At 48.0% G+C, this 24,582-nt stretch carries 16 protein-coding genes; 6 read left to right on the top strand and 10 right to left on the bottom strand.

What is annotated here, in order from left to right:
* Positions 1–105 precede the first annotated feature (105 nt).
* From OCU49_RS13790 to OCU49_RS13750, 9 genes are all read right to left on the bottom strand, one after another.
* A complete protein-coding gene (locus OCU49_RS13790; RefSeq protein ID WP_261841144.1) occupies positions 106–1,065 on the bottom strand; it encodes a LuxR C-terminal-related transcriptional regulator in 960 nt (319 codons plus the stop codon).
* Between the two features lie 223 nt (positions 1,066–1,288).
* On the bottom strand, positions 1,289–2,770 hold the full coding sequence (locus OCU49_RS13785) for an SPM autocatalytic domain-containing protein (protein WP_261841143.1): 1,482 nt from the start codon (positions 2,768–2,770) through the stop codon (positions 1,289–1,291).
* Between the two features lie 179 nt (positions 2,771–2,949).
* Positions 2,950–3,810, bottom strand: coding sequence for a PhzF family protein (locus tag OCU49_RS13780; RefSeq protein WP_261841142.1), 861 nt, complete (start codon positions 3,808–3,810; stop codon positions 2,950–2,952).
* A 92-nt stretch (positions 3,811–3,902) separates the two neighbouring features.
* Complete coding sequence (astB, locus tag OCU49_RS13775; protein ID WP_261841141.1) at positions 3,903–5,255, bottom strand: N-succinylarginine dihydrolase; 1,353 nt, start codon at positions 5,253–5,255, stop codon at positions 3,903–3,905.
* A gap of 196 nt (positions 5,256–5,451) precedes the next feature.
* On the bottom strand, positions 5,452–6,921 hold the full coding sequence (astD, locus tag OCU49_RS13770; RefSeq protein ID WP_261841140.1) for a succinylglutamate-semialdehyde dehydrogenase: 1,470 nt from the start codon (positions 6,919–6,921) through the stop codon (positions 5,452–5,454).
* Position 6,922: 1 nt separating this feature from the next.
* A complete protein-coding gene (astA, locus tag OCU49_RS13765; RefSeq protein WP_261841139.1) occupies positions 6,923–7,951 on the bottom strand; it encodes an arginine N-succinyltransferase in 1,029 nt (342 codons plus the stop codon).
* 70 nt (positions 7,952–8,021) lie between these two features.
* The gene (astA, locus tag OCU49_RS13760; RefSeq protein WP_261841138.1) at positions 8,022–9,062 is read right to left on the bottom strand and encodes an arginine N-succinyltransferase; all 1,041 of its coding nucleotides are present in this window, start codon (positions 9,060–9,062) and stop codon (positions 8,022–8,024) included.
* Positions 9,062–10,315, bottom strand: a complete 1,254-nt coding sequence (locus OCU49_RS13755; RefSeq protein WP_261841137.1) for a hydrolase — start codon at positions 10,313–10,315, stop codon at positions 9,062–9,064. The genes astA (OCU49_RS13760) and OCU49_RS13755 overlap by 1 nt, the downstream gene beginning before the upstream one ends.
* A 41-nt stretch (positions 10,316–10,356) precedes the next feature.
* Positions 10,357–11,586, bottom strand: coding sequence for an aspartate aminotransferase family protein (locus OCU49_RS13750; protein WP_261841136.1), 1,230 nt, complete (start codon positions 11,584–11,586; stop codon positions 10,357–10,359).
* A 286-nt stretch (positions 11,587–11,872) separates the two neighbouring features.
* Here OCU49_RS13750 and OCU49_RS13745 point away from each other — a divergent pair, with 286 nt between their 5' ends.
* Positions 11,873–12,925: a GlxA family transcriptional regulator gene (locus tag OCU49_RS13745; RefSeq protein ID WP_261841135.1), complete on the top strand. Its 1,053-nt coding sequence runs from the start codon at positions 11,873–11,875 to the stop codon at positions 12,923–12,925.
* 38 nt (positions 12,926–12,963) lie between these two features.
* On the opposite strand, the gene OCU49_RS13740 is transcribed toward OCU49_RS13745, so the two are convergent.
* The gene (locus OCU49_RS13740) at positions 12,964–13,881 is read right to left on the bottom strand and encodes a LysR family transcriptional regulator (RefSeq protein ID WP_261841134.1); all 918 of its coding nucleotides are present in this window, start codon (positions 13,879–13,881) and stop codon (positions 12,964–12,966) included.
* Between the two features lie 140 nt (positions 13,882–14,021).
* On the opposite strand from OCU49_RS13740, the gene speB reads away from it, so the two are divergent.
* From speB to OCU49_RS13715, 5 genes are all read left to right on the top strand, one after another.
* Complete coding sequence (gene speB, locus OCU49_RS13735; RefSeq protein ID WP_261841133.1) at positions 14,022–14,957, top strand: agmatinase; 936 nt, start codon at positions 14,022–14,024, stop codon at positions 14,955–14,957.
* A gap of 184 nt (positions 14,958–15,141) precedes the next feature.
* A complete protein-coding gene (locus tag OCU49_RS13730; RefSeq protein ID WP_261841132.1) occupies positions 15,142–16,260 on the top strand; it encodes a polyamine ABC transporter substrate-binding protein in 1,119 nt (372 codons plus the stop codon).
* A 650-nt stretch (positions 16,261–16,910) separates the two neighbouring features.
* On the top strand, positions 16,911–19,664 hold the full coding sequence (locus OCU49_RS13725) for a bifunctional diguanylate cyclase/phosphodiesterase (RefSeq protein ID WP_261841131.1): 2,754 nt from the start codon (positions 16,911–16,913) through the stop codon (positions 19,662–19,664).
* 22 nt (positions 19,665–19,686) lie between these two features.
* Positions 19,687–20,724, top strand: coding sequence for an extracellular solute-binding protein (locus OCU49_RS13720; RefSeq protein ID WP_261841130.1), 1,038 nt, complete (start codon positions 19,687–19,689; stop codon positions 20,722–20,724).
* Positions 20,725–21,071: 347 nt separating this feature from the next.
* A complete protein-coding gene (locus OCU49_RS13715) occupies positions 21,072–24,527 on the top strand; it encodes an EAL domain-containing protein (protein ID WP_261841129.1) in 3,456 nt (1,151 codons plus the stop codon).
* The last annotated feature ends 55 nt before the right edge of the window (positions 24,528–24,582 follow it).

Here is a 24,582-nt window from a genome sequence, read left to right as displayed (position 1 = left end):
TATTCCGAGCAAATGTCTGTAAGGCGTGCATCTACTGCAGCTTACCGAAGTAAGTCAGATGTACACTTTCAGAATAAATAGCGGGTTGTCGGAATTAAATACCAGTTAAGTGCGGGGAAAGTACGGGGTCAGATAACTTTTCAAACTTAATGAAGCACTGTTAAGGCCAAGTTTTTTACGAATGTTCTGGCGATGATAATCAACGGTTTTTTTACTGACATGCAATAATGCAGCAATCTCTTTACTTGATTTTCCCGCCTGAATATAGCCAACGACTTTTTGTTCCGCCGGGCTGAGCAAGCGCAGATTATGCAGAGCATTATTGTCGCCGGGAGCCAGACAGCGCTGGATTTTCAGCAGGCAACTTTGTTGTGCGTCGCTTAGCGGCTCTGCAGAAAGCTGCTCTAATAAGGGCGTAATTTGTTGGCTGAGTTCGGCATAGGCTTCCTGCTCCAGGGCTTGTCGGTCGCTCTCCCTCTGACGGAGTAATACCCGCAGTGCAGTGTTTATTTCATTTAAGTCTATGGCGCGGGCATCTATCTCAGTATTCAGTGTGCTCAGACGATGCTCCATCTGAAGTTGCTGTTGCTGATGGCTTTCCAGTTCATGTAACAGTTTGAGGTCGTGGTTGATCAAAGCCTGAAACTCTTCCATCAGCTGCTGATAATCAAGCGCCTGATTGTCGGCTTGCTGATCCATGACGCAGATGGTGCCAAAGGGTTCTGCATCAGGCCAGCTAAGAGGGTAGCCCAGATAGAAGGTCATTCCCCGTTCAACGCTGGGGGCGTTTTTCCAATCGGCTGTTTCCAGAGCATTGTTAATTAACAGGGGCGTCTGATCTGTTATTACCCGGTCGCAGTACATGTCGCTGCAACGTTTATTGAAGCCTTTAGGCTGGAACGGGTTTTCAGTATTACGGCTTCGCAATAACAGGCTTATATCATCCTGACGCACGCGGGTAATAAGTACTGCCGGGGTGTGGCTGAGACGGGCCAGTAAGTCGATAATGTGCTGCCATTTATTCAGCAAAGCAGAAGGGACTACGGGCCGTTGAGACGTTGTCATACTTGGCTCCAGGATACTGTTATTTTTATTGTATTTGGATATTAGGTATGACGGGATGGTAACGCAGCGTCTGGGGATGAAGGTGTGCCAACAGAATCAGGTGTGTGGAACCACCGCTAAGCTGGTTTTGTTTTTGGCTCGGAAGTCGTTAGTTTTTAAGAGCTTTTCAGGTTGTGGATCAGGGCTTTAATTGATTGGCCCTGATCCCGCTAAGAACGCTTGGTTAATTATTCAGATGATGTTTGCGCAAATTCTGAATGATATCCTTAAGGTTCTGGTTTTCGTCGTACTCTTTTTCTTGTTTAAGGTGTGCCAGCTCGATTAGCCGGTTGAGTGACTCGAGGATGCTTTCACCAAGCTCTCCCGAATGTGTTTTCTTCACTTCCTTGGGCTGTTCTTCGCTGTTATCAGTCTTAACGGTAACCTGTTCATTGTTTGTCACCGTAGTGGTTTCAGTACGACGGGTCATTTGAGGCGGGTTGTTTTCTGGCATCATCAGGTCAAAAATACTGACAAATCTGGGGGTGTCAGCCGTTTGATTCACATTAGTGCTGAGGTTTTGCTCAACCGGATCAGGTACGTTTTGCAGCTGCTCTGCTTCAGGATGAATCGCCAGATCAACTTCCTGAATACTTCCGGCTTCGCCGCTCTCCATTAAGAACATGCCGGTACTTTTAACCTGGCCAAGCAGTTGGTTAGAGCTGTCAGTCAGGTCGAAGTTACCGCTACCAGCACCCAGGTAAATGGCGCCAACACCGGCTTGTTTTAAGCTGATAAGCTGATCATTACCGGCTTCGTCACGGCTCCATATTTTAAGTTTGTCGAACACTTCATCAGACTCATCGATCCATTTGTTACCATCATCGTCGTAGCGGGCAAGATGAGCAAAGCCGTCACTTCCCTGGGTGCCGAATAATTCGCTGCCATCGTTGATTTTGTTGTCGTTGTTAATATCCAGAGCGAGAAAGCCGCTGCCACCGGTGGCAAATGATATTTGTTCTGTGGTGCCGTCTGCGTCCAGGTCGAAGCTGAAGCTGGTGCTGGTGAGTGCGGCACCGGCATTGCCCAGGTTAATCATCAGTGGGTCCATGACTTCACGTTCGCTGTGGCGGATCTGCATTGATTCTTCTAATTCGAAGCTGCGCTCCATTTCCAGTTCCATAAGAAAGTTGATCTGGCGGCCATCGGCGGTGGTTACGGTTCCCTGAGTATCAACCTGGAGTTTTTCTTTTTCTTTATAAAAATGCTGTTCGGTTATATCCAGTCTGGCATTGGTTCCACCTGAGGCATTCACCGCGATTGCCTCTACGTCGCCCTGAGTCAGTTGGGAAACATTTTGATAGGTTTCGGCATGCTGCAGATTAAGGCTGCGAGTCTGGACTGGCAGTTCAATATTGATACGGGCCGTTTGCGCATTAAGCCCAAGGGTTGTTCGGGTGAGTGTTTCAAGACTGCTGGTACTTTCAAGCTTTTGTGTCTGGCCGTTCAGGCTGATGATTGACTGGCTTGATAAGGAGTTACTTTGTTGATGGCGCATTTTGGCCTGGTAAGACAGGTCGGTCACCGTTTCGGTGATACTAAGGCCTGTCTGGATTCCGAATCCACGGCGGCGTTGCTCAGACGCAGTGGTTTGTTTTTCGTAATGATGGCTGTCTTCTTTGTTATGTAATGCCCTGAAGGCTACCTCTGATGATGAGATTTTCACAGTAATCGTCCTATGATTCTGCTGGCTGTAATAACAACAGATATATAAACAATATGCGAGCCAGGTGTTGGTGAATAATAAGGCTATCGGCTGGTGGAGAGAAAAAGTAAGTTATATACACATAAAAATTGCTGGAATTTTAGGGTGTCGCTAATGCAATGTTGTAAAGAGTTAGATGGCTATAGCGTCTGCCGTTTAATAAGTGTTGCTGTGCCAAAGGCCTGGACCTGAGTCACTGCATTGTCTGCGATTGTTAGTGAGACGTTTATCTCTGATTCCAGGCCAAGAGATTGTCCCTGTAAGAAGCTGTAATCAGTTTTTTGTGGGAAGTAGTGACGTTGTAGATAGCAGGCCAGTGCGCCACTGGAGCTACCTGTAGCTGCTTCTTCATCAATGCCGAAGCGCGGGGCGAAGTTGCGGCAGATAGCGTCGTGTGTTTCCTTAGGTGTTAATTCAAATACATGCAAACCTGTCAGGTTATGTTGTCGGGATAGCTCAGAAATTGCAGGCAGATCTGGCGTTACCTGCTGAAGATAGCCACTTGTTACAGCAACAAACAGATCTGGCAGGCCGGTACTTACTTTTTGCGGATGAAACTGCGAATTAATAGCATTGATGGGTAAATCCAGTAAAGGTGCGATTGTCTGAGCGGGAAAGATGGACATAAACTGTGGCGCTTGCTGGTCCATAATTATCTGGCCATTGTCCGTAATACAGACATTCAGCAATCCGGCTTTGGTTGCCTGAGTATAGTTACCTGCAGAAAGTATTTTGAGGTGCCAGAGCAGGTAAAATGTTGCCAGTGTCGCATGACCACAGAAATCTACTTCTGATGATGGGGTAAAGAAACGTACGGTAAGGTCGGCATGTATATTCTGAGGAGGTGTACAGACAAATGCAGTTTCCGGGTAGCTCATTTTGCTGGCAATCTTTTGCATCTGGTCAGTGTTAAGGGGATCAGCATTCACTACAACTCCGGCTGGATTGCCTCCCTGATTTTGATAGGTGAATGCATTAACCGTATAGACTTCTGTCTGCATGTAGGTCTTTCTCTCAGTCATTGAAACTAAAACGCCGGTATAATAATACCGGCGTAAAACACTTGCAGACAAAATATCTTTGAGTGAATAGATTAGGGGTGGCAACGGCCTTCGCGCTGGAACGGATATACCGATCCCAGTTGTAAAATCTGAGTCAGCTCATCCAGTGCAGTTCGGGATTCAGTTAGCAGCTGAGGGTCAGCCAGATCTTGCTCCCGTAATTGGTCACGGTAGTGTTTGTCTACCCAGGCGTTCAGCGTGTTGAAGAGTGTGTCATTCATGCGGGTATGCTGGTTAAAAGCAGCTTGCTCTGCTGTATTCATTGCTACCCGTAAGCGCAGGCAAGCTGGACCGCCCCCGTTACTCATGCTCTGTTTCAGATCGAATACTTTCAGTTCATCAATACTGGCATCACTGCTAACCAGTTCCTGCAGGTAAGACCATACTGCCGGGTTTTTCTCACATTCTTCCGGAATGATCAGCAAAGTGCCGCCTTCTGGTTTACTGAGTAACTGGCTGTTGAATAGATAGCTTTGAACAGCATCCTGTACTGATACTTTGTTACTGGGGACTTCGATAATTTCAAAGTCGTTGTCCATAGCTGCGGTTAGCTCTGCTTTTACCTCTGCCTGATTCAGGAAGGCCTGATCGTGGCAGAACAGCAGGGTACCGTTGCCGACAGCAATAACATCGTTATGGAAGACGCCCTGATCGATAACCGCTGGGTTTTGTTGCGCATATACAACAGCGTTGTCGCGCAAGCCATGCTTGCGGGCTATTGCCTGACAAGCTTCAAGCGTTTGGCGGGCCGGATATTTTTGAGGCGCTGGCTTGCTCATATCAAAGCCGTAGCGGCCAAACACAAAAAACTCGATGCCGGCTTTGCCGTAGTCATGGCAAAAACGCGTGTGGTTCGCGGCACCTTCATCACCGAAATGCTCAACGCCTGGTAATGCATGGTGATGTTGAAAGTGCTGATTATCGGCAAAGGTGGCTTGCAGAATACGGCCAGTCACACTGTGCTCGATAGAGCGATGGAATTTGTTGGTCAGGTTAGCCGGGGTAAAATGTACTTTGCCGTCTGCAGTATCAGCACTGGGTGAAACGGTTGCAGCATTAGCTGTCCACATGCTGGAAGCTGAGCAGCAAGCAGCAAGAATACGTGGCGCCTGTCGAGCTGCGCTGGCGAGTACGCTGGCATCTGAGCCAGTGAAGCCGAGACGTCGCAGAGTATCAATATCCGGGCGTTCCTGAGGTGCCAGTACGCCCTGAACAAAGCCCATATCATGCAGAGCTTTCATCTTTTGCAGGCCTTGCTTAGCTGCCAGCTTTGGGTTGGAAGCCGCAGCCTGATGCTGTTCAGAGGCAACGTTGCCGAAAGATAAGCCGGCATAGTTGTGGGTTGGGCCGACCAGGCCGTCAAAATTAGCTTCGCGTGCTGTCATCGAAGGTACCTGAATATGTAATCGTTAGAATGGTTTGCCAGAGCGTGTATCAGGATAGCATCAGGTCGGAAAAATCCGTGTGCCTGAAGGTTTACGCAGCTATCAAGCTTAATAGCAATCGAACTGCGGCTTAAAATACATCAACTCTGGTGTCTGTTTAGTCCAGCTTCCTAGTTCTGCTTCTTAGTCATGCTTCTTAGTCTAGCTTTAGACCAGGAGACAGGGTGGCAGGCATGGCCAGGCTGTCAGTTTCGATACCGGAAACAGGGTATGAGCAATAATCTGCCGCATAGTAAGCGCTGGCACGGTGATTACCGCTGGCACCTACGCCACCGAATGGTGCGGCGCTGCTGGCACCGGTAATCTGTTTGTTCCAGTTAACGATACCGGCACGAATCTTTTTATAGAAAGTATTGAACTGATCTTCGCTGTCGCTGAACAGGCCTGCTGACAAACCGTACTGAGTGTTGTTGGCAGACTGAATTGCCGCATCGAATTCTTCGTAACGGATTACCTGCAACAGCGGACCGAAGTACTCTTCGTCCGGCAATTCTGCAATGGCAGTTACATCTAGCAGGCCCGGGCTGACTAAGCCGGTACCGGCTTGCAGTTTGTTCGCCTGTACCAGCGCAGATGCGCCAAGGGATAGCAGGTTTGTCTGCGCTGCAATAATGCCATCAGCAGCTGTTTCAGAAATCAGGCTGCCCATGAATGGTGCCGGTTCTTCAAACTGACCGCCAACTTTAATCTGGCTGACTGCTTTGCTCAGTTCAGCAACAAACTGATCGCCAGTGCTGCCGTTAGGTACATACAGACGGCGAGCACAGGTACAGCGCTGGCCTGAAGTGATGTACGCGGACTGAAGTGTTTCGTGAACCGCCGCTTTAACATCGCTGATTTCGCCGACGATGAGAGGGTTGTTGCCGCCCATTTCCAGCGCCAGAATCTTACCCGGATGACCGGCAAACTGTTCGTGTAACAGGTGTCCGGTGCGAGAGCTGCCAGTGAAGAAAAGACCGTCCAGCCCAGTGTGTGATGCCAGTGCGATACCGGTGTCTTTTTCACCCTGAGTGAGGTTTAAGACGCCAGCAGGCAGGTCGGTTTTATCCCACAGTTGTATCATCAGCTCAGCAACTTTAGGAGTCAGTTCACTTGGCTTAAGAATAACGGTGTTACCCGCTAATAGTGCCGGTACTATGTGGCCGTTTGGTAAGTGACCTGGGAAGTTATAAGGTCCGAATACAGCAACTACTCCATGTGGTTTGTGGCGTAATACTGCCTGTGCGCCTGCCATGTCGCTGCTTTTTTCGCCGGTGCGTTCTTCATAAGCGCGGATAGAAATTTCAATTTTTCCAGCCATTGCTGCCGCTTCTGTGAGGGTTTCCCAGAGTGGCTTACCTGTTTCTGCGGCAATCGTCTCGGCAATCAGCTGCTTATTCGCAACTAACTGTTCGCCGTATTGACGGGTAATAGTGCAGCGCTCTGCGAAGCTCAGTTCAGCCCAACTCTGAGCGGCATCACGGGCTGCTTCAACTGCGTTGTTAACCTGCGCAGGGCTGGCTGCGTTTGCTTGCCAGATTGCTTCACCGGAGAACGGATTCAAAGATGAAAAAGCCGGGCCTTCGCCGTTGAGCCACTGGCCGTTGATGTATAAAGATGCAGTCATTTTAAAATCTCCGTGCGGATGACAGCGGTACAACCCGTACTGTACTTCCGTCATTAATCTGTAGGGCGTCGGCAACTTCCTGTGACAGGGCGGCGACATGTTTACCAACGGGTGTGAGAGCAGTCATGCAACAGCGGAAATCTGAAAAATCAGTGGTGCTGACTAAGTAAAGTTCGCCTTCCGGTGCACGATTCGAAACCTGTACTTTGACGTACTGGCTTTCCTGAATGGCGCGAATATCGTTTGTTTGTGCTTCCAGCGTCGGACCACCGTCGAAGATGTCGACATAACCGGTGTAGCGCATGCCTTCTTTTTCAAGCAGCTTACGGGCTGGTGTCGTGGCTTCGTGTGTCTGGCCAATTGCTTCCTGTGCCGCTTCCGGTAATAGCTTGGTGTAGATGGTGTTTTTTGGCATCAACTCAGCGATGAATACTTTGTCCATTGAGGACAGCTGGTCAGCTTCAGAAAAGTCCAGGGAGAAGAAGTGACGCCCCAGACCTTCCCAGAAAGGTGATACACCGTTTTCATCTGAGTAGCCGCGCATTTCTGCAATGACATGGCTGTTAAACAGATGGGGAAATTCAGCCATGAACATGAAGCGGGATTTAGACAGCAGTGAACCCTGACGGCTGTGACGGGCTTCAGGTGCCAGGAACAAAGTGCAGAGCTCAGAGTAGCCGGTGTGATCATTGGTAATGGTCAGGGTGTTGATGGTGTTATAAACCTTCAGTTCCCGTGATGCATGAATCAGGGTGCCGACCCGGTAGTTGTACCAGGGATCGGTTAAACCGACGGCGGCTTCGATACCGCAGATGCCTACTACTTCGTTGGATTCTGTGTCTTCCATGACGAACAAATAAAGGGCGTCCTGCGGCGGAGTATTTTTGTCGTAGGCGCGCAGGGCGTCTTCCAGTTTGGCTTTTACCTGGGCGTCGTTATCTTGCAGGGAGGTGAATCCCGGACCGGTTTTGCGTGCCAGTTCGCGCAGGGCCTGGTGATCTTCAGCCCGTATAGGGCGCACAATCATCATATTAAAAAGCCTCTATATTCAATTGGTTAAGATTGCTTATTAAATTTATTTGTTAGCTGTTTTTTATGCTTTAAAGGAGTAGCAGTTGAGCTTCATCGCCATCGCTAAGTTGTAGCTGCTGTGCCTGTGCCGGGCTAAGTTCCGGATGGTCCGGATCAACTTCAGCCAGCAAGCAACGAAACTCATTAAGGTGCAGATTACTGATGAGCATGCTTGTCTTATTAAGAGTCCCGTTAGGACTATTGCTGTCAGTCTCTGAAGGCTGTTCAGTAACTCTAATAGGTTTGCAGTTGCTGGCGCGAACAGAGCGTATATCGTCAGTGCGACTTTCCAGTGTTGGGCCAGCGTCGAAAATGTCGACGTAATTACGGAAGCGGAAGCCTTCATTTTCCAGCAGGTCCAGAACCGGTTGCTGATCCGGTCTGGTTTTGCCCAGAGCTTCTTTAGCCGCTTTGCTGAGCATAGGTACATAAACCGGATAATGTGGCATCAGATCGGCAATAAAGCCTTTTGAGTTGATGCCCGTAAGGTAGTTAGCCTTGTTGAAATCCATGCTGAAAAAATGTCGGCCAAGGCTTTCCCAGAACGGCGACTGATGATTTTCATCAGCGATGCCTTGCAGTTCAGAAATAATCCGGCTGGCAAAGCGTTTTGGTTGCTGAGCAATAAACATCATCCGGGCACGTGAAACGAGTTGCAGGTTTTCGGTGTTACGCGCTTGCTGGTCGAGAAACAGGGTGCAGAGTCGTGCAGCACCGGTGTAGTCCTGACAAAGGTGAAGCGCTGGCACCCGGTTATGAATCTGCAGGTCACTGGATGCGTGAACTACTTCATCAATACGGTATGAATAAAAAGGAGTGGTTATGCCGACAGTCGCATCAATGCCACTGACGCCGAGAATTTCGCCGTTTTCGCTATCTACCAGAACAAAGTGATAGCTTTCTTCGCCTGGCATCTCCACTGTTTTACGCAGGGATTGCTGGGTGCGATTAATCAGTTCGCCGATATGATCACGGTTGGCGGGTAGCGTTGTCATGCTGCCGCCGGAGATAACAGCCAATCTTTCCAGGCCGGCAAGATCCGCAAAAGTAACCGGGCGTACGATCAGCATCAGTGTTCTCCTTTGCAGCTGACTTTGGCATCTGTCAGCCAGCGGGTGTCATCACTGCTGGCCAGTTTCAGCAGCATAAGTCCGCTGAGCTTGGCACGTTCTACCAGACTGTGAACTTTCATGTATTCATCGCTGGAGTGAATTTTGCCACCCTGTACGCCAAGGGTATCTATATTAGGTACGCCGGCTGCTGCCAGGTTGTTGCCGTCACAGCAGCCACCGGTTGGTAACCACTCAATGGTCATGCCCAGATTACTGCCGCATTCCTGGGCGAGTTCAAATAAACGGGTGTTAGCAGGGGACAACACTTTAGGTTTACGGCCAAAGCCGCCAAAGAGTTCCAGCTCGAGGCCATCCCGCGAATTAATATCTGCCAGCAGGCGTTGGACATGATCCAGACACCAGGCTTCGTCTTCTGGTTGTTCCAGGCGGATATTAAAGCGGAATACGCACAGGTCTGGCACTATGTTGACTGCACCACCGCCTTCAATGAAACCTGGGTTAATCGTCACGCCCTCGCGTTGGCCGTTAAGGTCATCTAATTGACTGATGAAATCGCACATCGCGCGGATAGCATTACGGCCCAGATGATGTTCCCGACCAGCATGTGCTGCTTTGCCTGTTGCCTTAACGCTAAAGTTACCGCTGCCTTTGCGGGCACCGGCTAAGTTACCGTCAGGAAAGCTAGGCTCATAGATCATGCCAAGATGTGCTGTTTTCGCGGCATCCTGAATCAGTGCTGCTGAACCGGGTGAACCAATTTCTTCATCCGGGTTAAACAGAATCTGCCAGCCAATGTTGTCGGCAAAAGGGCTGCGTTCCAGTGTCTCGATTGCTTTAAGCATCACAACAATGCCACCTTTCAGATCACTGACACCCGGCCCGTTAATGGTTTCGTCATCCAGCCATGTAACAGTCTGAAAGTTACTGTCGATAGCAAACACTGTGTCCATATGTGCACAGAAGAACACCTGTAACGGTGCATCCGGGCGTTTACTGATACGTACAGCATCACCCAGAGGCAGTTGTTGTAATTCGCCGTTTGCATCCAGTAACTGATAAGGGCTGACCGGTAGCGTTTCGATCTTGCCACCGAGCACTGCTGCATATTCCTTCAGCTTGTCGCCAACTTTGTTAACTCCGGCAACATTAAGGCTGCCGGAGTTAATGTTAGCAAGCTCGATGGTTCTGGCCAGCATGTCCGGATATTCTGCGTCCAGCCATGTCAGCCATTGATTAAGATCGTGATTCATAGGGTGCCCTTATTCCGCCTGTCTGTTCCGTATGGTCTGGGTTATGCCGCAGCTTGTTCAGCTTTAATGACTACTTCCAGTGCTTTGTCCAGACGCGCCATACCTTCGATAATGTCTGCATCAGGAATGATCAGGGAAGGGGTGAAACGCAGTACGTTTGGCCCTGCTACCAGTATCATTACGCCAGCATCGCGGGCGCCAGCCAGGAATTTGGCTGCTTTACCGTGCCATTCTTCTGTCAGCTCAGCACCGATTAGCAGGCCACCACCACGTACATCTTTAAAGATGCCATGTTTAGCATTCAGCTTTTCCAGTTCTGCTTCGAACAGCGCACGTTTAGTGTTGACCTGTTCCAGTACTTCAGGAGTATTGATAATGTCCAGTGCTGCTTCAGCAACTGCACAACCTAATGGGTTACCACCGTAAGTGCTGCCGTGAGTACCGAAGTTCAGGCTAGGCGCTACTTTATCTGTACACAGCATTGCACCGATTGGGAAACCGCCGCCCAGTGCTTTCGCAGTGGTCAGGATGTCTGGCTTAACGTCTGAATGCATGTAGGCATAAAGCTTACCGGTACGGCCAACGCCGGTCTGAACTTCATCCAGGACCAGCAGGGCATTGTGCTGATCACACAGTTCACGCACACCGCGCATGAAATCAGCGCTTGGTGACAGTACGCCGCCTTCACCCTGGATAGGTTCCATTACAACTGCGCAGGTACGGTCGGAGATAGCTTCTTTCAGGGCTTCCAAATCATTGAAAGGTACGTGCGAGATACCGCCTGGTACCGGTTCAAAGCCGATACGGTATTTTTCCTGGCCACCGACAGATACGGTAAACAGAGTACGGCCGTGGAAACCCTGGTGGAATGCGATGATTTCATTTTTTTCCGGACCAAAGTTGTCGAATCCGTATTTACGGGCCAGCTTAAATGCTGCTTCGTTGGCTTCGCCGCCGGAGTTGGCAAAGAATACTTTGTCGGCAAATGTTGCTGCAGTCAGCTTTTGTGCCAAGCGAAGCGCAGGCTCGTTGGTGCAGGTGTTGCTCAGGTGCCACAGCTTATCAGCCTGTTCTTTCAGGGTTTCGACAAGCTTAGGGTGTGCGTGACCTAATGCGTTTACTGCGATGCCACCGGCAAAGTCGATGTATTCATTATCGTTCTGATCCCAGACTCGTGAACCGGCGCCGCGTACAGGGATAAATTGTTGTGGGTTGTAGTTAGGTACCATTACCTCATCAAAATCTGCCCGGGTAACCTGTGTGCTGGTCATCGTTATCTTCCTAATCAGTGTTTTTATAAATGCCTGCGGAGTCTGATGTGTCTGCAGGTCGTGTTGTCTTATTAAAATACTAACAAAACCATTCGCAGAGATAAGATCGTAAGTTTATGTCGTGCGACATAAACTTTTAGTTTGTTGCCATTTTGAGGCTGATTAGAGTCAATCCTGACGACAGAGTGCAAGTGGCTGCGTATGATTAATACAAGTTTTCGTAAAGACTTTAGATTTTTGTCACTTGCGAAATATGGCTCTCATTCATAGGTAAGCGGTTTTATAGATGGCAGTTCAACAGATAGCGCCTCAACAAATAGTACCTCTGGCAAACAAGCCTGAGCGGCCTTACCGTTTTGGTTTTTTGCTGCTGCCTAACTTTTCTCTGATTGCCTTTTCTGCCGCGATTGAACCATTGCGAATGGCTAACTGGGTGACCGGAGAAGATTGCTACGAAACTGTTCTTATCAGTCATGACGGGGATGCCGTGGCCAGCAGCTTTGGTGTGCAGACATTAGTAGATTGCAGTTTGGCGACTATGCCAACCTTAGATGCAGTGTTTGTTTGCGGGGCTAGTCCGATCGCCCGGACGGGTAATGAAGCTATCATTGCATGGTTGCGCCGGCAGGCGAATACGTCACTTTCGATTGGTGGTATTGGTACCGGTTCTTACATTCTGGCCTGTGCCGGACTTTTGAATGATCACCGGGCAACGATTCACTGGTGGGACATGGCGAGCCTGAAATCTGAATTCCCTCAGACGCAGGTGATGAATACGCTATTTGAAATTGACGGTAAGCGATATACCTGCAGCGGTGGTACGGCCTCAATGGATATGATGCTGTTCCTTATCGGGCAGCATTTCGATATGTCACTGGCGAGCGCTATATCTGAACAGTTTATCTGTGAGCGTATGCGGGCAGGCGATGACCAGCAACGGATTCCACTGAAAAACCGCATCGGTGCCAGCCAGCCTAAACTGATTGAAGCAGTTAGCTTGATGGAAGCCAACCTTGAAGAGCCGTTAAGCAGTGAAGATCTGGCAGAGTTGGTAGGAATTTCACGGCGCCATCTTGAGCGGCTATTTAAGCAACATCTGCAAACGGTTCCTTCTAAGCATTATCTGGAACTGCGTCTTGAACGTGCCCGGCAGTTATTGCGCCAGAGCGATAAGCCTGCGGCAGAAATTGGCACGGCATGTGGTTTTTCAAGTGCTTCTTATTTTAGTACCGCATACCGGAATCATTATGGCGTGTCACCCCGGGAAGAGCGTAACCGGTTAGAAGTAACTGAAGGAATCATGCCCAGCGGTCTTGGTCGGTCAAGAAGCACTTTCTGATTACTGCAGCGTAACTTTTAGTGTTCAGTTCTCAGTTCTCAGTTCTTAATTTCATAGTTTTGAATAGTCTCCCGTAACCAGGTTAACCCCGGATCATTGTCGAACAGTGGATGATGCAGTATCTGCATGTCGATTGTTGGCATAGTCGCCGGCGGTGTGACTATACGCACCGGAAGCATTGCACTGAATAAACGTGCCATCTGGTATGGCAAGGTAGCAATCGCGCCGGTCTGAGCAACAATCCGAGCGGCAGCCATATAGTTGGTGGTACGTACACTGTGATGGCGACTCAGTTGCTGGTTTTGTAGCCAGGTATCTACCGGGTTAGCGGTATCGCCAACCTGATCGAAAAACACTACATGATTGATGTCCAGATATTCCTGCAGGCTGAGTTGTTCGCCTATGCGGGTGTTCTGCTTACCTGCCAGGCAGACCAGATGTTCGCTGATCCAGTCTTCAGTAAGCAAGTGCTTGGGCGAGCTATGACTGGCATCAATACCGACGACTAAATCGACACTGCGATTTTCCAGTTTCTCCCGACTACTGGCGTCAGTGATCATTTCAACATTTATTCTGACACCTGGTGCGGTTTGCTGAAGTTGAGCAAACAGGTCGGGGAAAATAACTGCTTCAAAATAATCCGTACAGGCAATGGTAAATGCCCGGTTACTACGAGTAGCGTCGAAAGCATTTGGTTTGGCCAGAGTCCGGTCGATCAGTTGCAGAGCACGGCGGACTTCAGGCAGCATTTCCAGTGCCCGTGGTGTGGCCTGTAAGCCATTGGCAGTGCGTACCAGCAGAGGATCATCGCAGTATTCCCGTAAGCGATTAAGTGCATGACTCATTGCTGACTGGCTGAGAAATACTTTTTCTGCCGCCCGGCTTACATGGCATTCACTTATCAGTGCTTCAAAGATGATCAGCAAATTCAGGTCGAACTGTCGTAATGCCTGCATGTGATGTCTGATTCTCTTGTTATGAATACGGTGCATAGTTGTATTTAAACTATGCGTTTCACTAATTATAAGCCCGAAGTTACCTTAGAAAGCAATAACAATAAACCGGGTAGCAAGCGCTACCAGTAACGAGGTGAGTAATGTCAGGTTCTATGAATATTGCCGATGCGGATATGCCTATTTATGGCGGTCTGGGAATGACCTTTATGGAGTTTCCCCAGGTTGCTAATTTACAGCAGAGCAATGCGGATGTGGTCGTAACCGGTGTGCCTTTTGATATGGCAACTTCCGGTCGTCCCGGCGCCCGTTTTGGACCTACTGGTGTGCGCCAGGCATCTGCTCAGTTGGTATGGGAGGGCGCGCGCTGGCCATGGTCTTTTGCACTTGATAACCACCTTAAGGTTGAAGACTCAGGTAACGTATCTTTCAAGCATGGCGAACCACAAACCATGGTTGAGAATCTTGAAGCACATATCAGCCAGATACTCGAAGGCAATAAAAGTGCGCTGACCTTCGGTGGCGATCACTTCATTACTTTGCCTGTGTTGCGGGCGTATGCAAAGAAGCATGGTCCGGTGGCGCTGATTCATTTTGATGCCCATACCGATACTTATGACGGCGGCAGTAAATATGATCACGGTACTTTATTTCATCATGCAGTCGTTGAAGGCTTAGTTGATACTGAGCATTCTTTGCAGATTGGTATCCGTACTGCCTATAACCGTAAGCGCCATCCGTTTGAAGTGCTTGATGCTGCCTGGGTGGGTGATAACGGTCCGAAGGCGACACTGGAGCGAATCCATGAAAGAGTTGGCGATAAGAAGGTTTATGTCAGCTTTGATATTGATGGTCTTGATCCTGCATTCGCGCCAGGAACTGGTACGCCAGTGGCGGCTGGCATCAGCATTGACTGTGCTCTGAAGGTTATACGGGGTTTGCAGGGGCTTAATCTGGTTGGCATGGATGTGGTTGAAGTCGCGCCTGCATATGACCATGCGGAAATTACTTCACTGGCCGGTGCAACGCTTGCGCTGGAGTATCTTTACGTTTTGGCTGCTAACGGCGGAGCTGTTTAAGCGCTGAATAAAAACCTGCTTGCTGTTCAGTCCTGTCGGACGGCCCTCCAGCAGCAAGCAGGTTTTCTGAAAAAAGTCTGATTTATCTGGTTTCAGCTATGTGCTTAATCGCACAGGGTGAGTTGTGACTGAATCTTGGCTGAGTCATCTGTACTGAGAATAAAAATAATCCAGGAGATATACGATGCGTTTGATCAATAATCTTAAATCCAAAACCTTTCTGAGCCATTTGTCTGCAAGTGTACTTGCTGTTGGTTGTAGCACGGCAGTTATAGCTGAACAGCAGGTGCTTAACGTTTATAACTGGTCTGATTACATAGATCCGATGGTGCTAGAGAACTTCCAGAAAGAGACTGGAATTAAGCTGAATTATGATGTTTATGATTCGAATGAAGTACTGGAAACTAAGTTGATGACCGGCGCCAGTGGTTATGATGTGGTGGTGCCAACCGGTGCGTTTCTGGAGCGACAGGCAAAGGTAGGTGTTTACGCGCCTATTGATGAAAGCTTGCTGAGTAATGCTGCTAATCTCGATCAGGATATGCTGTCGAAGGTTGCACGGCATGATCCGGGTAATAAGTACGGTGTGCCTTATACATGGGGCACGATTGGCCTGGGATATAATGTTGCTGAGCTGAAAAAGCGTCTTGGAGATGTTCCATTCGATAGTCTGGATCTCCTGTTTAAGCCTGAAGTAGTGAGTAAGCTACAGGATTGCGGTGTCAGTGTGCTGGACTCACCGGCTGAAGTTATTTCTATGGCATTGCATTACCTGGGGCTTGATCCCAATTCTGAAAAGAAGTCTGATCTGAAAAAAGCTACTGCACTGTTGAAATCTGTACGGCCTTATTACACTAAGTTTACCTCTTCGCAGTTTACGTCTGACTTAGCGAACGGTGAGCTATGTCTGGCGATGGGTTATAACGGTGATGTGCTGCAAGCGCAGGGTCGGGCAATTGAAGCCGGTCAGGGTATCGAGATTGAATACCGTATTCCTAAGGAAGGTACATTAGTGTGGTTTGATCTGATGGCTATTCCGGCTGACGCGCCTAATAAAGAAGCTGCGCATGTGTTTATTGATTACATTCTTCGCCCTGAAAACGGCGCGTCAGTGTCTAATTATGCATTCTTTGCAGTGGCGAATAATAAGGTTGAGCCTTTTCTACTGGATGAAGTGAAAAATGATCAGGGGATTTATCCTGATGAAGCGGTTAAGGCCAGTTTGTTTACGCAAAATACACATACTGCGAAGTACGACCGTTTGCTAACCCGCGCCTGGACAACGATTAAAACTAATCGATAGCGGTATAGGTTTCTCCCTTATCCCGTTGGTTTCTTGAAGCGGAAAGCCAATTGGATAGGGGATTTTTAAAGCATGAACGCTGCTATGTGTTTTTTACCTGTCAAGGCTTCTTAAATGTGCTCTTCAGAGTGCGTTATCTTCTCTTATTGCGAGTATTGAATTCGATTATCCGGAGCAGTTGGTAGTGTCGGTATTTTACTCGGACATTGGCCAGTTGAAAGCTGATTTGAGTGATAGCAATGAAATTCGCAGTATGCTTTCTATCGTTAACTGTTTGAACTCATACGTAGCTGTGCTGCAGTCGTTACAAACATTGCATAGTGCTTTAGTTGTCACAGATTCATAGGAAGAGATTGCTTCAATTCTAAAGTGTGTTAGTAATTTTCTGAGCAGATAATATCGGTTATCTGCAAGTGAATCTGGTGTTTAGTCTATAAGGCGGGTTACAACCAATAGTCGACAGTAAACCGCAGGGGTGACGCTTAAGTACAATAAAAATGACAAAATGAGTAATTGTATTTTGTTATCTAAATAAAAATCATTATCATTATGTTTTGTGCGTATCCTGTTTTTATGTAAGGTATTGATGCGTACTAATTTTCAGCCAGTAGTACCGGCTTTGCCGGTGAGATCTGAGAGATAATGATTGCGTGAAAAAGCGTCCTGTTTCCCCGCTTGTAATGGTGTTTTTAGCCGCCTGTATTTTACTGCCCAGCAGTTGGGCAGCCTATCGTGTTACTGCTAACCTCGAGCAGCGAGAATATGTACGTACACTTGAAGAAAGGGCTGCTGGTCAATTCAGTGTTGTGGGTGCTGCGCTGAATGAGCTGGTGGGCGTCTTATCTTCTCTGCGGAGTTTCATTGAGATAAATGGTGATGTGCAGCGTTGGGAGTTTGATTATTTTATTGTGTCACAAAATATTTCCGATTATGGGATTGCCTCATTTGAATGGTTGCCAAAGGTCGCACTGAATGAGGTTGATAATCTTACCCGTCAGGCACGTGCTGAAGGGTTGTTTGATTTTTCTCTCAGGGCAGCAGGCACTACGGTTCCTGCGTTACAGTCTGATTTATTTCCTCTTTTATACCGCTCATCTTCCGAAATAGACGGTATTCCGCTGGGTACAAATTTAGTTGCTTTACCAGAGTATAAGGCTTCATTTACGGCTGCTGCTGAAAGTGCCGGTTTGCAAATTGCGATTGCTGATAAGCACACTGAAAGTGAATACTTTTCCCGGCTTATTTTTGGTGTGTTTGAACCAGGTGCCGAGATTCCTCAGTACGCATCGCTTTATGGTTATGTGTCTGCTGCGATAAATATAGGTGATGCTCTTGAGGTGTTGCTGGGGCAGCGGGCAGTTCAGGCCGGGTTATGTGTTCAGGTTACGGATATAACAGCAGCAAGTGCACGGCTGTTATTCCAGAGTAATAATCTATCGGGTGATAGCTGTCGTTACGATATAGCTGCAGAAGGTGTTCGCTCGATGGCATATACCCTCGGTGGACGTCAGTTACGTTTTACTTTTTATGATCAGACTAAACCTAGCCATTTACGCTGGTTTGCTCTGTCTAATCTGATTGGTCTGGCATTGCTGGTGGTGAGCATGATTGTGCTGCTGTACATCTATATGTCTCGCCGCTATGCATTAAAAATAGAGCGTCTATTTACTAACCGAACCTTGCGGCTTCGTGCGGTAAAGCATGAGTACAGCCAACTATTTATGTTATCTGTCGATGGTATTTACCGTGCTTCACTGAAGGGCAAGTTACTTAAAGCTAACCCGGCATTTGCAACAGCATTTGGTTTCAGTTCGCAGGACGCACTACATCAGCAAGTTAAAAGTGTGGTCGATCAGTTGCATCATAATCCGCAGGTGTTCGCTGCATTGGTGCATGAGTTGCAAACCTACGGTCGGGTGGTGAATTTTGAATGGCAGGGAGTTGGTTCAGATGGGCAACCGGTTTGGCTGGTTGAGAATGCTTATATGGTTGATGATGGCCAGGGCGATAGTTATTACGAAGGTTCGATCAGCGTGATAACTGAGCGCAAACTGGCACAGCTGGAATTGCAGCATCAGGCTGAGCGAGATGCACTTACCGGACTGTATAACCGTCCGGCATTTGTTGCACAGATAGACAGGCATCTGAGTACGCTAGGCGCGCCGGGAACCGGTTTGTTCTTTATCGATCTGGACCGTTTTAAAGCTGTGAATGATACCTATGGGCATGCTATCGGTGATGAGCTGTTGCAGCAATTTGCAGTACGCCTTACACAGTGTTTTCGTGAATCTGATTTGGTAGCCCGGTTCGGCGGTGACGAGTTTGCTGTCTTTGTGACAGATGTTGCTAACAGTGCTCGTTTGCAGTTGTTGGCAGCACGGGTGCTGGAAACGATGCAGCAGCCGTTTGTATTCAGTGATGGTAACCGGTTTCAGACGACTGCGAGTTTAGGCTTGAGTTTGCTTGATCAGGAGTGCCGTAGCGCTGAAGACGGCTTACGTCAGGCCGATCTGGCTATGTATGAAGTGAAACGTAACGGCCGGGATAGTCAGGTACTTTATGATGATCGGCTGAATGCCCGGGCGCAGCGCCGGATTCGTCTTGAAGTTTGTTTACGTGCTGCTATCGACAATAAGGAGCTGGTGTTATTTCACCAGCCTGTCGTCGCGCTGAAAGATTCTCAGATAGAGGGTAGTGAAGCTTTGTTGCGTTGGTCTAGTCCATTGCTGGGAGATGTGTCTCCGGTGGAGTTTATTCCGTTGGCGGAAGAACTAAACATGGTGCAGGCAATTGGTGACTGGGTTCTACAGCAGGCAGTTGCTGATTTAGCCGAATTAATAAGGCGTACTGGCAACCAGCGTCTGTTTGTAAATGTGAATGTCTCACCTAAGCAGCTGCTAAGCGACTCTATTCTGATACGGGTTAATCAATTGCTGATTAACTATCAGTTACAACCCCATAATCTGCGTTTAGAGGTAACTGAGAGTGCTTTGTATAGTCATGAGGATCTGGCTATTAAGCAATTGCAGTCGCTGCATGATATGGGTGTTGGGATATATATTGATGATTTTGGTACAGGCCACAGTTCGCTGGAGCGGCTGGTTACTTATCCCCTGAGTGGTTTGAAAATTGACCGTTCTTTTGTCAGCAAGCTGGCGCCGGGTAATACCCAGGCCATCATTCTGCGGGCTACTGTAAAAATGGCTGAGTTGTTGGGGCTAACCATTGCTGCTGAAGGCATTGAAACCTTACAGCAGCAGCAATTCTTTGCTGACCTGGATTGTCAGTATGGTCAGGGCTTTCTGTTTTATAAGCCTATGGAATTGGCCAGATACGCCCGGGCACTGGGTGGTGATTCTACTGATGAGGAGGCGCCCGGTTTGGCGCATCCGTTTCCTGTTTAACCGATGTAAGGTTGTAAAGCTGATGGCAAGGGTTGTATCTGGACGTATAAAGTGGGTGTTTGGCCTGGGTTGTCTTTTGTTTGGTAGTTCTTCGGCTATGGCGTCGGAAATTAATATTTATTCTTATCGTCAGCCTTTTCTGATTAAGCCTATTCTCGAAGCGTTTGAGGCACAGTCGGGCATAAGGGTGAATGTTGTATATGTCAGAAAAGGTTTAGTGAAGCGTCTGGAAGTGGAGGGGGCTCAGTCAATAGTCGATTTGGTTCTGACCGCTGATATCGGACCTTTATATGCACTGAAACAGGCGCGCCTGACTCAGCCGGTCAAGAGTTCTGTTTTACGTGAAAATATTCCGGCTAAATATCGTGATTCAGATTCGCAATGGTTCGGTCTGACCTCCCGTTCGAGGATTATCTATACCTCTAAAAGTCGGTTGAGTGCTGATGCAATAACCCGGTATGAGGATCTGGCGGATAGCCGCTGGAAGGGCAAGCTATGCAGCCGCAGTGGTAAGCATAAATATATGTTGTCACTGGTGAGTAGTTTAATTCTGGCGAATGGTGAAACGGCAACTGAGCAGTGGCTCAGGGATGTTAAGGCAAATCTTGCCAGGCGCCCTAAAGGTAATGATCGTGCTCAGGTTAAAGCAATCAGTGAAGGTGTGTGTGACGTTGCGCTGGTGAATTCTTATTACTTTGGCAAAATGCTGACGAATGAACGTAAGCCAGAGCAGCAGGCCTGGGCTAACGCGGTACGGCTGGTGTTTCCAAATCAGTCTGATCGTGGTGCACATATGAATATCAGCGGGATTGCGTTGAGCCGTTACGCGCCTCATCGGGAGGAAGCCGTTAAGTTAATGGAATATCTTAGTGGAGAGCAGGCGCAGTTTATGTATGCCCAGGGGAATTTTGAATTTCCGGTAAGGGCTAATACTCCCAGGGCTGAAATTATTGAAACCTATATGCGTAGTTTTAAGGAAGATGATTTGCCTCTGGGTCGGATTGCAGCAAAACGTAAGCAGGCGCTGGAGTTGATTGAAAAGGTAGGCTTTGACGATTAACAGCTCATGTTTATTGAAATGGAATTATGACGGGTAAAGATCAGTCAGAGGAATCATTGCCGGATAAGGAAAAAACATTGCAGACTTCAGATTCGTAGATACAATGTGGCAGACGAAATTAAGGCGCGTTATCTAAACGTTATCTATGTTATGTTATTTGTAACTATACTTACTCAAGTTATTGATATTTATTGTTAAATATTTATTTGTTGGAAATGAATATCAAACGCATTAGTGCAGAGTTGTTTTAAAGCATTATCTGAGCTGGTCAATTTCGTCGCGTAGTAATTCTGTTGTAAGTTTGTTTGCGTGCCAGGGACGGAGTCGCGATTTAATGGTGGTCCCTGATGAGTTTGAGCCCGGCTATATTGGCTGAAAAATTAAAGCGACGTTTTAGTCTGGCATTTGTTGTTTTACTAATGTGTTTGTCGGTTATCTGGTGGCAGGCCAGTTACTGGTATGAATCCTACTTGCTTGAAGAACAGTCTCATAAGTTCGATCAGCAGGTGGATGGTTACGCACAAAATCTGGCGAATATTCTTAATAAGCGTTTTGCTCTTTTGCAGGGGCTGACGTCCTTTGTTGAAACTGACCTGGTGTCTTCTGCCAGGGGCTTGCAGAGCTCTGACGAGCGCATAGATACTTTTCTCAATGGTTTATTGTCTTCCTCTAAAGGTATTCGTAATTTTGCTATCGCTCCTGATGGCATCATCCGCAAAATCTCGCCGTTGCAGGGTAATGAAACTGCGCTGGGTCATAATCTCCTTAACGACACACGTAAAGCTAGTCAGCATGCCACTTTGCAGGCGATGCGGGAGCCGGGCATTGCGCTGACTTCACCAATGCAGTTAGTGCAGGGAGGCGATGGGATAGTTGCTCGTCAGGCTGTTAGTGTTGACGGTCATTTCTGGGGTTTAGTATCGATGGCGTTAGATATGGCGCCATTGTTGCGGGAAGCGGGTTTGCTGAATCCTGATCTGGGATTACAAATTGCTATCCGGGACAGTAGGGGTGAAGTGTTTTATGGTGAGCCCGGTGTATTTGGCAATGAGCGTCTGGTGCATCCGATAGATTTAATAGACGGGCAGTGGGAGCTGGTTGCGGTTCCTTTTGGTGGGGTAGACAGTGATGTTCGTCAGTACGTGTTAATTTTTCAAAGTGTTCTGGCAGCATTTTTTCTGATGGTGGTTGGTGTTATAAGCCAGCAAAGGCGTCAATATTCGCTAAATTCAGTATCAGCTGTTGATGTGAAAAGTCAGGAGCAGATGCGATTGCCGGGGCCGCCAACCTGGGCGGCGCCATTACTGACCTTTTGTGCATTGTTTATGGCAACAGTATCGCTGTATTGGTTTGTTCAGCGTAACGATACAGCCAGCCAGCAGCTGGCACTTAATAATAGTGCTTCAACTCTGGAGCATGATATTCGCCGTCGTCTTGATGCGCATAAAGAATATTTCGAACTGCTGGCGGATCAGATCAGTAAAGGTCAGCTCTCCAAGCAGTCATATCAGGAGCGGGTATCCCGTTATGTATTTGATCATCCTGGTTTGGTGAACGTTACCTGGGCAGATGAAAACTTCGTTATTCGTGATACAGCACCGTATGAAGAGAACAAGCATGTAGTTGGTCTTAAGCTTTTGCTTCCTGAGCCAAAGCGGGCTTCTTATGAGGCATTTGTCAGCCGCCAGTCTGTGTATACCGATCCATTTGTGGTTATTCAGGGGCATCCAGCCTTTGAACTGTATGTGCCGGTTTTCTCCGGCGCACGTTTTATCGGTACGTTGGGGGCTGTCTATAAAATTGAATACTTGCTGGATGGTCTGGTACCGGATGAAGTGCTGGAAAAATACCGGGTTGATTTTATCGATCGCAACGGACGGATCATTTTTGGTGAGGCTGAACAGAATACGCCTTCTCATCTGAGTCGAACCTTGCCGATTAGCCAGCTGCATGAATCAGTTTGGCTGCGCCTGAGTGCATATGACAATCGATCAGAAGAAAGTAATCGTTTGTTGTTTGTGTTGTTGTTATTACTGGCCACAGGTATTGGTATTAGTTTGTGGATGCAGTACCGGGAAAGTAAACAGCACTGGCGGGCCGGTGAAGTGTTGCGTGAAAGCCAGCGGCATTTTCAGGCGATCGCTCAGTCATCTCCAATGGCAATTATTATCAGCTGCCCTCAGAGCGGAGAAATAGTGTATGGCAATGCTCAGGCAGAGAAACTGTTTAACTGTGATGTCGATAAATTACAGGCCAGTTTTCTGGAAAGTTATTTTACCTTTGCAGAAGATTACAGCCGTTTTTGCTTGCAGATAGAAGAACAGCGGCATCTCGACAATTTTGAATTGTTGATTGATAAGTGCGGTACAGCTGATGCGCTCTGGGTTTCTATGTCATCCCAGGTTGCTATGTATGGTAACCGTGAAGCAATTATTACTAGTGTTATCGATCTTTCTGAGCGTAAAAGCCATGAGAATAAACTGTTTGAGCAGGCAAATTATGATGCATTAACCGGTTTGCCTAATCGTGGGCTTGCATTTGACCGGTTGCAGGATGCGATGGCACGGGCGCGTCGGCAGGGCAGTAAAATTGCACTGATGATGCTGGATCTGGATCACTTCAAAACAGTTAACGATAATCTGGGGCATAACGCCGGAGACCTGCTGCTGAAACAGATTTCAGAGCGGCTCTCTGGCTGTGTTCGGGAAGGTGATACAGTTGCGCGTCTTGGTGGTGACGAGTTCACGCTTATCTTGCCTGAGCTGCATGATGCTATGGAAGCTGAGCTTATCGCTGAGAAAATTATCAAAGCCAGCTGTGAGCCGGTTTTTCTGAACGGTCATGAAGTCTCAGTCAGTGCCAGTATTGGTATAACAGTGTTTCCAAATGACGGTGAAGATCAGGAAACGCTGTTAAAGAATGCTGATACAGCAATGTACAAATGTAAGTCCGATGGGCGTAATCATTTTCATTTTTATACGGAAGAAATGAACCGTCACGCTCAGGCATTGCTTAAGATGGAACTTGAATTGCGCCGGGCGCTGACACGTGAAGAGTTTGTGCTGCATTATCAGCCGCTGATTTGCACTCAGACCGGCGAAATAATGGGAGTTGAAGCGCTGTTGCGCTGGCATAACGACAGCCTGGGCAGTATAGCCCCGGACGTTTTTATTCCTTTGGCTGAGAGTATTGGCATTATTACTGAGCTGGGCGAATGGGTGTTATATCAGGCGGCTGGTCAGATTAAAACCTGGCGGCAGCAGTCTAATATGCCGCAGTACGTCGCCGTGAATGTGTCGGTTCAACAACTTCGTCAGGGACGGTTTGCTGAGCTGGTGAGCAAAGTGCTGCAAGATACTGATTTGCCTCCTCAGGCGCTGGAGCTGGAAATTACAGAAACTGTGCTGTTGGATAATACTGAACGTAATCACGGTATTTTGAATGTTATTGATGCGATGGGTGTACGGTTGTCGATTGATGACTTTGGTACGGGGTATTCTTCGCTGAGTTATCTGGGGCGCTTTCCGTTTGATACGCTGAAGATCGACCGGTCATTCATTAATGATGTCGATGAGCGGGATGAAGCTGCACAGTTGACCAGTGCCATTATTTCAATGGCAGATGTTCTGGGTTTAAGAGTTGTTGCTGAAGGTGTTGAAACCCAGGCGCAGCTGGACTTTCTGGGATCGCTGAATTGCGATCTGACACAAGGTTTTTATCTTGCCAGACCCATGCCGGCTGAGCAGCTGGAAGCGTTTGTCGCAGAGTATAAACCGGTATGCAGTCGGGTAATACAAGCCTGATTTAAGGTTGTATTAGCGTTGCACTGACCACTTGAGATCGCAAACAAACGGGCCG

This window comes from Aliamphritea ceti (genome assembly GCF_024347215.1).
Lineage (GTDB): Bacteria > Pseudomonadota > Gammaproteobacteria > Pseudomonadales > Balneatricaceae > Amphritea > Amphritea ceti.
The sequence above is the reverse complement of the archived record's forward strand: the minus strand, read 5'-3'. Positions and strand labels throughout refer to the sequence as shown.